General features: G+C 64.9%; 11 protein-coding genes. 10 read left to right on the forward strand and 1 reads right to left on the reverse strand.

Annotation, left to right across the window (positions count from 1 at the left end; genetic code table 11):
- The first annotated feature begins 4 nt into the window (after positions 1-4).
- The 5 genes from Q7V20_RS17895 to Q7V20_RS17915 are packed head-to-tail and all read left to right on the forward strand — an operon-like array spanning position 5 to position 5323.
- Positions 5-1120, forward strand: coding sequence for a polyamine ABC transporter substrate-binding protein (locus Q7V20_RS17895; protein ID WP_370652494.1), 1116 nt, complete (start codon positions 5-7; stop codon positions 1118-1120).
- Entirely contained in the window at positions 1117-2130 is a 1014-nt protein-coding gene (locus Q7V20_RS17900; protein ID WP_304794335.1) for an ABC transporter ATP-binding protein, read from the forward strand. The genes Q7V20_RS17895 and Q7V20_RS17900 overlap by 4 nt, the downstream gene beginning before the upstream one ends.
- 9 nt (positions 2131-2139) lie before the next feature.
- Complete coding sequence (locus tag Q7V20_RS17905; RefSeq protein WP_304794338.1) at positions 2140-3009, forward strand: ABC transporter permease; 870 nt, start codon at positions 2140-2142, stop codon at positions 3007-3009.
- Positions 3006-3839 (forward strand): ABC transporter permease, encoded by an 834-nt coding sequence (locus Q7V20_RS17910; protein WP_304794340.1) that lies wholly within the window; start codon positions 3006-3008, stop codon positions 3837-3839. Before Q7V20_RS17905 ends, Q7V20_RS17910 begins: the two co-directional genes overlap by 4 nt.
- A 47-nt stretch (positions 3840-3886) precedes the next feature.
- On the forward strand, positions 3887-5323 hold the full coding sequence (locus tag Q7V20_RS17915; protein ID WP_304794343.1) for a DUF3138 family protein: 1437 nt from the start codon (positions 3887-3889) through the stop codon (positions 5321-5323).
- A 10-nt stretch (positions 5324-5333) separates the two neighbouring features.
- On the opposite strand, the gene Q7V20_RS17920 is transcribed toward Q7V20_RS17915, so the two are convergent.
- On the reverse strand, positions 5334-5951 hold the full coding sequence (locus Q7V20_RS17920; RefSeq protein WP_304794346.1) for a ParA family protein: 618 nt from the start codon (positions 5949-5951) through the stop codon (positions 5334-5336).
- A gap of 88 nt (positions 5952-6039) precedes the next feature.
- Here Q7V20_RS17920 and Q7V20_RS17925 point away from each other — a divergent pair, with 88 nt between their 5' ends.
- The 5 genes from Q7V20_RS17925 to Q7V20_RS17945 all read left to right on the forward strand — a co-directional run bounded on the left by Q7V20_RS17925 (position 6040) and on the right by Q7V20_RS17945 (position 13188).
- Positions 6040-7560: an aldehyde dehydrogenase gene (locus Q7V20_RS17925; RefSeq protein WP_304794349.1), complete on the forward strand. Its 1521-nt coding sequence runs from the start codon at positions 6040-6042 to the stop codon at positions 7558-7560.
- A gap of 410 nt (positions 7561-7970) precedes the next feature.
- Positions 7971-8612: a response regulator transcription factor gene (locus tag Q7V20_RS17930; protein WP_304794352.1), complete on the forward strand. Its 642-nt coding sequence runs from the start codon at positions 7971-7973 to the stop codon at positions 8610-8612.
- 43 nt (positions 8613-8655) lie between these two features.
- Positions 8656-10767 carry a TonB-dependent siderophore receptor gene (locus tag Q7V20_RS17935; RefSeq protein ID WP_304794355.1) on the forward strand — a complete coding sequence of 704 codons (2112 nt, stop codon included), beginning with the start codon at positions 8656-8658 and terminating at the stop codon, positions 10765-10767.
- Positions 10768-10783: 16 nt separating this feature from the next.
- Positions 10784-11734, forward strand: a complete 951-nt coding sequence (locus tag Q7V20_RS17940; protein ID WP_304794358.1) for a hypothetical protein — start codon at positions 10784-10786, stop codon at positions 11732-11734.
- Positions 11731-13188, forward strand: a complete 1458-nt coding sequence (locus Q7V20_RS17945) for an ATP-binding protein (RefSeq protein ID WP_304794361.1) — start codon at positions 11731-11733, stop codon at positions 13186-13188. Before Q7V20_RS17940 ends, Q7V20_RS17945 begins: the two co-directional genes overlap by 4 nt.
- The last annotated feature ends 42 nt before the right edge of the window (positions 13189-13230 follow it).

The raw sequence follows: 13230 nt of genomic DNA on the forward strand, positions 1-13230 counted from the left end.
CGACATGACCCGTTCCTGGAAGAGCCTGAGCGCCCTGAGCTGCGCCGTGCTGGCCGCGATGGCCGTGACCACGACGGCGCGCGCCGAGGAAGAAAAGATCCTCAACGTCTACAACTGGTCCAACTACATCGGGCCCGACACCATCGCCAACTTCGAGAAAGAGTTCGGCATCAAGGTGCGCTACGACAACTTCGACAGCAACGAGGTGGTGCACGCCAAGCTGGTGGCCGGCAAGACGGGCTACGACGTGGTCATGCCCTCGTCCTACTGGGCCAAGATGCAGGCCGATGGCGGCCTGCTGCAAAAGCTCGACAAATCCAAGCTGCCCAACTTGAAGAACCTGGACCCGGCCTTCCAGGCCCAACTGGCCAAGCTCGACCCGGGCAACCAGTACATGTCCAACTGGCTGTGGGGCTTTACCACGGTGGGCATCAATGTGGACAAGGTCAAGGCCGCGCTGGGTAGCACGCCCATGCCCGACAACGCCTGGGACCTGGTCTTCAAGCCCGAGTACATCAGCAAGCTCAAGAGCTGCGGCGTGTCGATCCTGGATGCCGCCAGCGAAGTGATCCCCGCCTCGCTGCATTACATGGGCAAGCCCGCCTACAGCAAGAACATCGCCGACTACCAGGCCGTGGGCCCCATGCTCAAGGCCATCCGCCCCTACGTGACGCTGTTCAGCTCGTCCGGCTACATCAACGACATGGCCAATGGTTCGATCTGCGTGGCGCTGGGCTGGTCGGGTGACATGAACATCGCCAGAGCCCGCGCCATCGAAGGCAAGACCGGCCAGAACATCCAGACCCTGATCCCCAAGATCGGCGGCGTGGTGTTCATGGACACCATGGTGATCCCGGTCGATGCACCGCACCCGGACAACGCGCACAAGTTCATCAACTACATCATGCGGCCCGAGGTGCATGCCGGCCTGACCAACAAGGTGTTTTACGCCAACCCCAACCTGGCCTCGCGCAAGCTGCTCAAGCCCGAGGTGGCCAATGACCCGGCGGTCTTCCCCTCCGAGTCGGACATGAAGAAGATGGCCATGCCCGAGGCCATCAACAACGATCTGCGTCGCCAGATGACGCGCATCTACACCTCCTTCAAGACCGGCCTGTGACCGCGTTCCTGAGCATCCAGGAGGTCGTCAAGGACTTCGGCGCCAGCGCGGGCGGCGCGGCTTTCAGGGCGGTCGATCGCGTGAGCCTTGAGATCGCGCAGGGCGAGATCTTTGCCTTGCTCGGCTCCAGCGGCTGCGGCAAATCCACGCTGCTGCGCATGCTGGCGGGCTTTGAAACGCCCACCTCGGGCAGCATTCGCTTGAACGGGCAAGACCTGCTCAAGCTGCCGCCGCACGAGCGGCCGCTGAACATGATGTTCCAGTCCTACGCGCTGTTCCCGCACCTGAGCGTGTGGGAGAACATCGCCTTTGGCCTGAAGCGTGAGCGCCTGCCCAAGGCGCAGATTGCCGCGCGCGTAGAGGCCATGCTCAAGCTGGTGCAACTGAGCCCCTTCGCCCAACGCAAGCCGCATCAGTTGTCGGGCGGACAGCAGCAGCGCGTGGCCCTGGCCCGCAGCCTGGCGCGCCAGCCCTCCTTGCTGTTGCTCGATGAGCCCCTGGGTGCTTTGGACAAGAAGCTGCGCGAGGAAACCCAGATCGAGCTGGTGCACATCCTCAAATCCGTGGGCGTGACCTGCGTGATGGTGACGCACGACCAGGAAGAGGCCATGACCATGGCCAGCCGCATCGCCGTGATGAGCGAAGGCCGCATCGTGCAGGTGGGCGAGCCGCGCGACCTGTACGAGAACCCGGCCACGCGCTTCGTGGCTGATTTCATCGGCAACGTCAACGTGTTGGATGGCAACGTGGCTGTGCGCCCTGAAAAGATCCGCCTGTCGCGGCACTTGCCACAGGAGCAGACGCTGGGCGCCATCAATCAGGTACAAGGCCGCGTGCGCGACATCGCCTACTTTGGCAGCTACACGGTCTACCACCTGCAGTTGGCCAACGGCCAGACCTTGAAGGTGAGCCAGAGCAACACCGAGCGCCACCCCGACGACGCCTTGCGCCAGGACGATCAGGCCTGGGCCTGGTGGTCGCCCTCGGCCCAAGTGGTGCTCACACAGTAGGGCCGCGGCATGAAATGGCTTGACCGCACCGTCATCGGCATCCCCTTCGTGTGGCTGCTGCTGTTCTTCATGCTGCCGTTCTTGATCGTGCTGAGGATCAGCGTGTCCGACATGGACATGGCCGGTCAGCTGAGCGGCTTCAAGCTGTCCAACTACACCTTCCTCGCACAGGATGCGCTCTACGTCAAAACCTACCTGGCCAGCCTGAAGTACGCCGCCATCACCACGGGCGTGTGCCTGCTGCTGGCTTATCCCTTCGCGTACTTCATGGCGCGGGCCGACAAGAGCGTGCAGCCCGCTTTGCTGCTGATGGTGATGCTGCCGTTCTGGACCTCCTTCCTGTTGCGCGTGTACGCGTGGAAAGGCCTGCTGGCCGATGGCGGCTGGGTGGCCACCGTGCTGAACACCTTGCAGGTCGATCAACTGTTGATGGCTTTGGACGTGATCCCCGGCCCCGGCCAATACTTGAACACGGCGTTCTCGTTGGTGCTGGGCATGGTCTACACCTACCTGCCCTTCATGATCCTGCCCCTGTACGCCAACTTGTCCAAGCAGGATGGCCGCCTGCTGGAGGCAGCCCATGACCTCGGGGCCTCGCCGTGGGTGGCGTTCTGGAAGGTGACCGTGCCCTTGTCCCGCCCGGGCATCCTGGCCGGTTCGATGCTGGTGTTCATCCCCTGCGTGGGTGAATACGTGGTCCCTGAGTTGCTGGGCGGCCCGCAGACCCTGATGATCGGCCGCGTGTTGTGGGATGAGTTCTTTGCCAACAACGACTGGCCCATGGCCTCCAGCGTGGCGGTGGTGATGGTGTTGCTGATCCTGGTGCCGCTGGCCCTGTTCAGCAAGGCCAGGGCCGACGCGCAGGAGGCCCGCGCATGAGCAGCGGCCACACCTGGTTGTCGCGTGGCTGGCTGGCGGCCGTCTTCGCTTTCCTGTACCTGCCCATCGTGGCCCTGGTCACTTACTCCTTCAACGATTCGCCCTTGCCCACGGTGTGGGGCGGGGTCACCTTGAAGTGGTTCTTTGAGCTGGCGCGCGACCGCGAGATTTTGGAAGGCCTGTGGCTGTCCTTGCGCATCGCTTTCATGAGCGCCACGGCCGCCGTGGTGCTGGGCACCTTGGCTGCGCTGGCCCTGGTGCGCTACAAGCGCTTCCTGGGCCGCACCTGGATGGTGGGCATGGTCAATGCGCCGCTGGTGATGCCGCAGGTCATCGTCGGGGTGGCCTTGCTGTTGATGCTGGTGTCGATCCAGCGCTGGCTGGGCTTTCCCGAGCGCGGCATGGGCACCATCTGGGTGGGCCACCTGCTGGTGGGCATGGCCTACGCCACCGTGGTGATCCAGGCGCGCCTGCAGGGCCTGAACCCGCAGCTGGAAGAAGCGGCCCAGGATCTGGGCGCGCGGCCTTGGCAAGTCTTCTACCTGGTGACCCTGCCCATGATCTCGCAAGCCTTGCTGTCGGCCTGGTTGCTCACCTTCACCTTGTCGCTGGACGATGTGGTGCTGGCGGCCTTCCTGTCCGGGCCAGGCTCCACCACCTTGCCCCTGGTGATTTTTTCGCGCGCCAAGCTGGGGGTGGACCCCAGCGTGAATGCCGTGGCCACCGTGGTCATCGCCGTGGTGTCGCTGGCGGTGGTCGGGGGCAGTTATGCCCTGGCCCGCACCGAGCGCCGCCGCGCCCGTGAAGTGGCGCAAGCGGCCCGGTCCTGAGTTTGAAGTTCAACAAATACATCCCATCTTTCAAGGAGGTTTCGCCCATGACTCGCCCCACACGACTTGCCCTGCTGCCTGTGGCTCTGGCCGTCTGCCTGGCCTTCCCCACCTTGGCCCGCGCCGGGGTCAATGAAGACATCCTCAACGAGTTGAAGGCGCTCAAGTCGCGCGTGGCCGAGCTGGAAAAAAAGCTGGAAGCGCAAAACGCCAAGATCGCTGAAACCCCGCAGGGCATGACGGTGGAACAGCAGCAGGACTTCAACCGCATCACCGTCAAGACCGAGGCGCTGGAAGACTCGCGCGATGCGCTGGGCTTCAAGGGCCTGAAGATCAGCGGCTACATGGACCCGACCTTCATCTACAACCAGCGCCAGGACCGGGCCGGTTTCCAGTTCCTGAACCGGGTGGATGACGACGGCTACAACTACGACAACTCCTACTTTGGCGCGGCCGTCATCGACTTCACCAAAGAGACCGACGGTGGCTCGCGCTGGCGCCTGACCCTGGCGCCCAACCGGGGCGTGGGCTCGGTGTTCGATGGCAACTCGCCAGTGCACGAGGCCTCGGTGTCCATCCCTTTGACCGATTTGCAGACGCGTTTCATCGCGGGTCAGATCCCGGATTGGTCAGGCTATGAGTATCTGCAGCCCACGCTGAACAAGCTGATCACGCACAACCTGTTGTTCGACTTCACGCTGCCCACGGCCTACACCGGCGCTGGCCTGGAAGTGACCCGTGGCAAGTGGCTGACCAAGGTGATGCTGGCGAATGTGAATGCCAGCAAGCGCGGGGCCGGAGAGACCTCGCCCGGTGTGGCTTACCGGGTGGACTATGCCAAGGGCGAGTTCCAGGGCTTTGGGTTTGCGGGTGTGCATGGCAAGGCGGCCAATTTCCGCCCCTTGGATGACGATGGCAATGTGACGATCAACCCGATCTCGACGCTTGATTACTCCGCCAAAGACACCCGCATTGACCTGTTCGAACTGGACGCTTACTTCATCCGTGGCGACTGGACCGTGCAAGGCCAGGTGAGCCTTGGGCGGCAAGCCAATGCGGCGATCACATCCGATGTTTCGACCGGTGACCTGCGCGATGCCCAATGGTGGGGCCTGTCGGCCCTGGCGGCCTACAAGTTCCAGCCGCGCCTGGAAGGCACCGTGCGCGCCGACTACATCAACAACCGCAAGAACGGTGGCGGTTTGTTGGGGTACACCGGAGCGGATGAGCGCAATGGCCTGGGCCCAGACGCTACCTTGGCCTGTGACTCAACCCTGGCTGGCGGCGGCGTTGAGGGCTGCGAACACGGCATCAACCGCAGCGCCCTCACCTTCGGCCTGAGCTACCTCTACAACCTGAACACCACCTTCAAGTTCGAGTACCGCTTCGACCACGCCAGCGGCCCTGTCTTCCTGGATGTCAAGGACGGCAGCTACAAGAAGAACAACCAGCTGATCGGCGCGTCGGTGCTGGTCAGCTTCTAAGCTGGGGGCTTCAGCCCTTCAACCAGGCCGTCAACGGCGCCCACTGCTCCAGGTCTTTTTCGACCTTGGTGGGCGCCACGTCGAACAGCGTCAGGCCGTGGGCGGCCAGGTGGGCGTAGTTCTGCGTGTCGCGCAGCAAGGTCAACACAGGCACGTCCAGCGTGGCCAAAAATTCTTGCAGGTGTTCGGTGGCCTTGGTGTGCTCCTTGATGCGGTTGCCCACCACCGCCAGCTGCACCTTCTCGGAGCGGCGCCCCTTGTGCAGCTTGGCGATGAACTCCCGCGTGGGGTAGATGTCGAACACGCTGGCCTGCAGCGGGATGATCACCTTGTCGGCGATCTTCATCACCGCGTCGAGCTGCTTGCCATGCATGCCCGCCGGCGTGTCCAGCACCACGTGCGTGACGCCCTTCGGCGGCTTGGCCACGAACTGCTCGTCCACCTCCCAGGGTTGGATGGCGGGCAGGCTGGCCGGGCGCAACTGCAGCCACAGCCGCGAGGACTGCTGCCGGTCGATGTCGCCCAGCATGACGCTGTGACCTTGCTGGGCCAGGTGGCCCGCGATGTTGCTGGACAGGGTGGATTTGCCCACGCCTCCCTTGGGATTGGCGACAACGATCACTGGCATTGCACGGCCTTCATTGGAGTTGGCATGGAGGGCATTGTGGCCTGAATGTGGGCTAGAGTGGGGGCCACCTTGACACCGGAGGCTGCGCATGACGACATCACCCGACACCGCCCCGTCTGTGGTGGCTTCACCTTGGCACCGACGCGCCATGGACATCAAGCCGGATGGGCGGGCCCTGGTCAACGGGCAGCGCGTGGCGGCGGTCGCCGGTGAGACCTTCGAATGCCGATCCCCCATTGATGGCCGCTTGCTGGCCCAGGTCAGCCGGGGGCAGGCCGTGGACATCGACCTGGCGGTGGCGGCTGCGCGGCGCAGTTTCGACAGCGGTGCGTGGTCGCGCCAGGCCCCGGCGGTGCGCAAGCGCGTGCTGCAACGCTTCGCCGAACTCATCTTGCAGAACAAGGACGAGCTGGCCCTGCTGGAAACCCTGGACATGGGCAAGCCCATCCAGTCCAGCCTGGACGCCGACGTGCCGGGCGCGGCGCGCTGCATCGCCTGGTACGCCGAGGCCATCGACAAGGTCTATGACGAGATCGCGCCCACCCCGGCCAATTCGCTGGCCCTGATCCAGCGCGAGCCGGTGGGCGTGGTGGGCGCCATCGTGCCCTGGAACTACCCCATGCTGATGTCGGCCTGGAAGCTGGGGCCCGCCCTGGCCACGGGCAACAGCGTGGTCCTGAAACCCTCTGAGAAATCACCCCTCACTGCCATGCGCCTGGCCGAACTGGCCCTGCAGGCCGGTCTGCCCGAAGGCGTCTTCAACGTCGTGCCGGGTTACGGCCACGAGGCGGGCGAGGCGCTGGCCTTGCACATGGACGTGGACGCCCTGGGCTTCACGGGCTCGACCCGGGTGGGCCGCAAGATGTTGGAATACGCGGGCCGCAGCAACCTCAAGCGCGTGTTCAACGAGCTGGGGGGCAAATCGGCCTTCATCGTGTTCGAGGATTTTGACGACCTGGACCGGGCGGCCCAGGCCGTGGCCGGTTCGGTGTTCTACAACCAGGGTGAATCCTGCAACGCGCCCACACGCCTGCTGGTGCACGAGTCGATCGCCGATGTGCTGGTGGCGGCCGTCACGGGCCAGACCACGCGTTTTCAGCCCGGCGATCCACTGTCGCCCACGACCTCCATGGGCGCGCTGGTCGATGAAGCGCAGATGCAGTCCGTGCTGGGCTACATCGCCGCAGGGCAGTCACAAGGGGCCGATTGCGTGATCGGTGGGCAACGCGCCCGCCAGGAGTCGGGTGGCTATTACGTCGAGCCCACCATCTTCGACCACGTGCGCAACGACATGACCATCGCGCAGGAAGAGATCTTTGGGCCGGTGCTGAGCGTGATCCGTTTCAAGACCGAGGCCGAGGCCGTGGCCCTGGCCAACGATTCAAGCTATGGCCTGCAGGCCAGCGTGTGGAGCCAGCACCTTGACCGCGCACACCGCGTGGCGCGTGAGTTGCGCGTGGGCACGGTGCACGTCAACCAATATGACGAGGATGACATCACGGTGCCGTTTGGCGGGGTCAAGCAGTCGGGCAATGGGCGCGACAAATCGCTGCATGCACTGGACAAGTACACCGACCTGAAGACCACGTGGATCCGGCTGGCGCGTTGAGGCGTCAAAAAAAGCGGGTGGAGCACCGATTCGACCCGGCACTCTGCGGTGCCCTTTCGGGTCGTGGCTGCTCCACCCCTTGAATGCCGCTGAACCAACACAGCGGCATTTTTCCCTGAGCAGTTGCCACAAAAATGAACATCAACTACCATTAAGTAGCAACTGATGTGATCCTAAGTGGCAAACTCAAGGCTTGTCAATGGCCTTTTGGGGTTGGGCCCCTCAACCAGGGGGTGGTCACTGCAGGACGCCAACTTGCCCCGCAGCCACCATGGCGCCCCGATAGAATCCTCGCGATCACCCGAAATCAAACCCAGGTGTCCTGCGACCATCGAGTAGTTTGGTGCCACTGAGGTGGCAATGATGGCCCATCGATCCCGGGCACCGCCCTGACCATTCAACGAGCCTCCATGACCCAGATCAGCGTGATGATTGCCGACGACCACCCCTTGATCGTGGAGGGGCTGACCAGCGTCCTGGCCCGCCATGGCTTGACGGTGCTGGGGTCGGCCAGTGATGCCCCGGCGGTGGCCGACACTTTCATGACCTTGCAGCCTGATGTGCTGGTGCTGGACCTGCGTTTCGGCGATGGCGGCATCGGCGGACTGGACGTGTTGCAGGCGCTGCTCGCGCGGCAGGCCTCTGCCAAGGTCGTGATCTACACCCAGTTCGACCAGGACGAAGTCATCCGCGAGGCGTACAAGCGTGGCGCCAAGGCGTTCGTCACCAAGAACACCGACCCCTCCGAGCTGGCCGACACCATCGCCCGGGTGCACCAGGGTGAAACGGTGTTCATGCCCAGCATTGCCACGCGCCTGGCCCTGATGAGCGTGCGGGGCGACGAGTCACCGCTGGCCAAGCTGCAGCCCCGCGAGGTCGAGGTGTTCAAGCTCATGGCGCAAGGCCTCACCAACGTGGAGATCGCCGAGCGCATGAACCTGTCGCCCAAGACCATCAGCACCACCAGCCAGTCGATCAAGGATCACCTGGGCATCCACCGCCCGGCCGACATCACCTTGCTGGCCGTGCGGTGCGGACTCATCGAGCCCTGAGTATTTCTCTCCTGTCATGAATCCCAAGCAGTACCTTGTCCGGATGGCTTCGGCCATCATTGTTCTCACCGGCACGGCTCAGGCCCAGCCCATTGAACCCACCATCGACCTGAGCGATGCCAGTTACCCGGTGGTGATCACCCCCACGCGTTTGCGCCAGTCCCTGGCCGATGTGCCGGCCAGCGTCACCATCATCACCGCCGATACCCTGCGGCGCTATGGCATCAACCGGATCGAGGAGGCCTTGCGCATGGTGCCGGGCATGGCGGTGTCCAAGTCCACGGGCAACGAGTTCCGGATCAATTTTCATGGCACCAACGCCTTCAGCCCACGGCGGTTGAACGTGTTGATCGACGGGGTGTCGGCCTACATGCCGGCGTTCTCGCAGGTGCAGTGGAGTTTGCTGCCGGTGGTCCTGGACGATGTTGAACGCATCGAGGTGATCCGCGGGCCGGATTCGTCCTCCTATGGGCCCAACTCGATGATGGCGGTGGTCAACATCCTGACCAAGCACCCCAAAGACGTCGAGCGCGGCCTGGTGTCGGTGACCACCGGATCGCAGGGCCTGTTGGAGGGCACCGCCCGCTTGGCGACCACGTGGGGATCCACCAGCGTGAGGGCCACGGTCAGCTCGCGGCACGACCATGGCTATGACCGCAGCTCGTCCATCTCCAACGGCCGCGACGGCACCAGTTTGAACCGCTTCAACCTGCGGGCCCTGCAGGACCTGGGGGGTGGTTCGTCGCTGGACATGCAGGCCGCCTACGTGGGTGGCACGCTGGAAAACGGCATCGGCGACAACTTCCAGGCAACACCCCCAGACCGCCAGCTCAACAGCACGGTGTTCAGCTCACGCTGGACCAAGTCGCTGTCATCGGTTCATGAGGTGCAGGTGAATGTGTCGCACGCCGCCACAACGGCCAAGCAACAGTGGCTGTCGTGCTGGCCCCAGGCGGCCTACTGGCCTGAGGTGTATGAGCTGTACCAGTCCAACCCGAGGCTGGTCAATGACATTCTGGCAGGGCGGCCCCCAACGGGAGGTTCGGCTCGCGACATGGAACTCCTGGGCATCATCATCCCCCGCCTCATCAGCCAGGGAGGCTTGCAGGCCAGCCTGGCCATGACGACCTGCGGACAAGGCAACCAGGATGGCTCTGAATCACGCAGCCAGGTCGAGGTGCAGGACACTTTCGTGGTGTCCGACCAGTTGCGCTTTGTGGCGGGGCTGGGCTTGCGCCACCAACGGGCCAGCAGTGAAACTTACTTTGGCGGCGCGGTCAGCAACAATGTGCAGTGGGTGTTCGGGCACGCCGAGTACCGCCCGCTCGAGTGGTTGACCGCCAACGTGGGCGGCTATGGCGAGTCGAACTCGCTGAGCGGCAGTACCTTTGCGCCCAGGCTGGCCTTCAATGCGAGGCTGTCGGAGCATCAGACCATTCGGGCGGTGGTGTCCAAGGGCACACGCACCCCCGATCTGTTCGAGGAGCGCGCCAACTGGAGCTACACCGTGAGGGACCTGAGCGTCCCGATCGATGGCTCCACCACGGGGCGATTGTTCACCGCCGCCCAGGCCAAGTCGGGCCTGGCCAGCGAACAGATCTGGTCGCGCGAGCTGGGCTACCTGCTCATGCTGCGGCGCATCGGCCTGACCCTGGATGCGCGGGTGTTCGATGACCGCCTGAGTCGCCTGATCTCGGAGCGTCTGGTCGCCACCGATTTCTCGCCGGACAACTCGGGCTCGGTTCGACTGACGGGTGCCGAGCTTCAGCTCAACTGGGACCTTTCGGACAGGTGGTCAAGCTGGGCCAGCTATGGCTACCTGCTGAACCGCGAAGCGAGCCACATCGAAGAGACGGTGCAGTACTCGCGCCACAGCGGCGCCCTGGGCGTGAGCCTGGCCCTGTCAGACGCCTGGCGGACTTCGGTGGCCCACTACATGGCCAGCGGTGATGGCGTCCATGAGCTGCGGTACTCACGCACCGACCTGACGATCGCGCACGCGTTCGCGCTGGGCACGCAGCCGGGGTCGGCGTCGCTGACCTTGAGTTACCTGGGCACGCCTTCGGTGAACACTTACCAGGACGGCCCCCGCTATTTCACGTCCACCTACAACCGCCAGTTCAGCATCCACGGCCAGGTCCGTGTGGCGTTCTAGAGCTGGCGCTGACGCCGTGAAAACCGATGCCAATCGCCGTCATTCGCTGCGCCTGCTGGCGGGCGTGGGTGTCGGCCATTGGTGCGCCGGGCCAGTCGCGAACGCGGCGGTGACCGCGTCGGGGTCTTCGCGCGAGTTGCGCATCATCACCAATCCGGAGGCGGCCTCGGCGCGGCAGATCCTGCAGGCCTTGAAGCTGCGCTATCCCGCGCTGGTGGCCGATGCCGATCCCTTGGCTTTCGAAGCGCGCAAGACCCTCGCCATGACGGTGTCCATCGGCCCCATGGCTTTGCGGCGAGCCCTGGAGGTGGGCCTCAAAAGCCCGCTGGTGTCGGTGCTCACGTCCAGTCAGGCTTACCGGCAACTCGTGGCCCAGGACGCGGGGCGTGAGCGCCACACGGTCACCGCGATCTATGCGGAAGCCTCTCCGCTGGCCCAACTGCAATTGATCTCGGCGATCTTCGAGAGCCGTGTCACCGTCGGCGTGCTGCTGTCGGACGCCTCTGCCTACCTTGAGCGGCCCCTCAGGCAGGCCGCTGCCAGCGTGGGCCTGGACCTGCTGGTGGAGTACCTGTCGCCTTCGGTCGATGTGGCGCGTTCACTCACTCGCTTGCGGGGCGCGCAAGTGCTGCTGGCGGTGCCGGACAGCACGCTCTACACCCCCGACACGCTCAGGGCCTTGCTGGAATCGACCTACCGCCGTGGCATGCCGGTGGTGGGCTTCTCGTCGGCCACGGTGGCGGCGGGGACCTTGGCCACGGCTTACTGTGCCGTGGATGACGTGGTGGCCGACCTGGTCGAGTTGATCGAGGGCGCGGGGGTGTTGGGCTCCGCGCCCTTGCCTGAGCCGCGCTTTCCGCAGTACTGGCGGGTCGTCGTCAATGAAAGCGTGGCGCGCTCGCTGGGCGTGCCCATGAGTGACAAGGTTCGCCAGATGGGCAAACAAGCACCAGGGCGGCCCCGATGATGGGCCGCTTCCTGAGCCACTGGGGCATTGCCACCCGGCTGCTGGTCATCGCCGTGCTGCCGGCCAGCATCATGTTCGTGTCGGTGACCGCCACGCTGTCTGGCCTGGCCCAGCGCGATGTGCGCCGCGACGTGGCCGCGCGTGGCCAACTCGTCGCGACGGCCTTGGCGCAAAGCAGCCAGTACGGCCTCGTGTCGGGCAACACGGCTTACCTGCGCACGACCCTGCGTCACATGCTCGAGGCTGATCCCAGCATCGCGTGCATTGCCATCGCCGATGCGGTGGCCCGGCCGGTGGTGTCCGACTGCCAGGTGTCCAAGCCTACCGAGGTTGAATCCTTCGAGGTGCCGATCCGCATCGAGTCGCTGCCGCAGGTCGATCAGTTCGAACCCGTCCCGACGCCGTCCGGGGAGGGCGCCTGGCGCACGGTGGGGAGTGTGCGCGTCACCATGTCGCCGGCGCCCATCTTCGAATCCAAGCGCCGGGCGCTGCTGGTGGCCTTCGCCCTGGTCTTGGCGGCCGCCGTGGTGAGTTGCCTGATCGGGCTTCGCCTGGCCCGGCGTTTGCGCGACATCCTGGGCTCGGTCATGTCCGCCCTGCGCGACATTCGCCAGGGCCGTTTCGATGTGCAGCTGGCCACCGACCACGAGGGCGAACTGGGTGAGCTGCAAAGGACCATCGTGCAGATGGCCAGCACCCTGGATGCCTCGCGGCACGACCTGGAGCAGCAGGTCGCCAAGCGCACGCAGCAGTTGCAGGAAGCGGTGGACCTGGCCCGCCAGGCCGATGCTGACAAGCGCCGCCTCATTGTGCGCAGCAATGCCCTGGTCGAAGAAGAGCGGCGACGCATCGCGCTGGACATCCACGACCACCTGGGCGCAGCCTTGATCTCGGTTCGGCTGGAGGCCAGCGCCCTGGTGGCGCGGGCGCGCGCGTGCGGTGATGCGGAGATGCAGGGCGATGCGGCCCGGATCGCGGCCGCCGCGCAGTCGATCTATGCCACCACGCGCGACATCGTCAAGCGCCTGCGCCCGGAGGTCATCGACACCTTGGGCCTGGCTGGGGCGGTGGAAGAGCTGGTGCGCCATGCCGATCAAGTCCACCCCGCAGCGCGCTTCACCTTCCAGGTGGACCCTGGCTTTCCCGATGTGCGTGGCGAGCTGGCGATGCCGGCCTACCGCGTGGCGCAGGAAGCGCTCAACAACATCGCCAAGCATTCGGACGCGACGCTGACCACGGTGACCTTGAGCGTGCTGCCAGAGACGGGGCACCTGCGCATGGTGATCCAGGACAATGGCCGGGGCTTTGACACCCGGTCGCCGCGCAGCACCGGCATCGGCCTGATCGGCATGCGCGAACGCGTGGCGGCCGTGGGGGGCGAGTTGCTCGTCTCATCCACGCCAGGGCAGGGCACCACCGTGTGCGTGACGCTGCCCTTGCCCGCCGGGCAGTGACGGGCGGCTGAAATGCCCAGGACCCTGGCCCGGCGCGCAAAA

The organism is Aquabacterium sp. (assembly GCF_030652515.1).
Lineage (GTDB): Bacteria > Pseudomonadota > Gammaproteobacteria > Burkholderiales > Burkholderiaceae_C > Aquabacterium.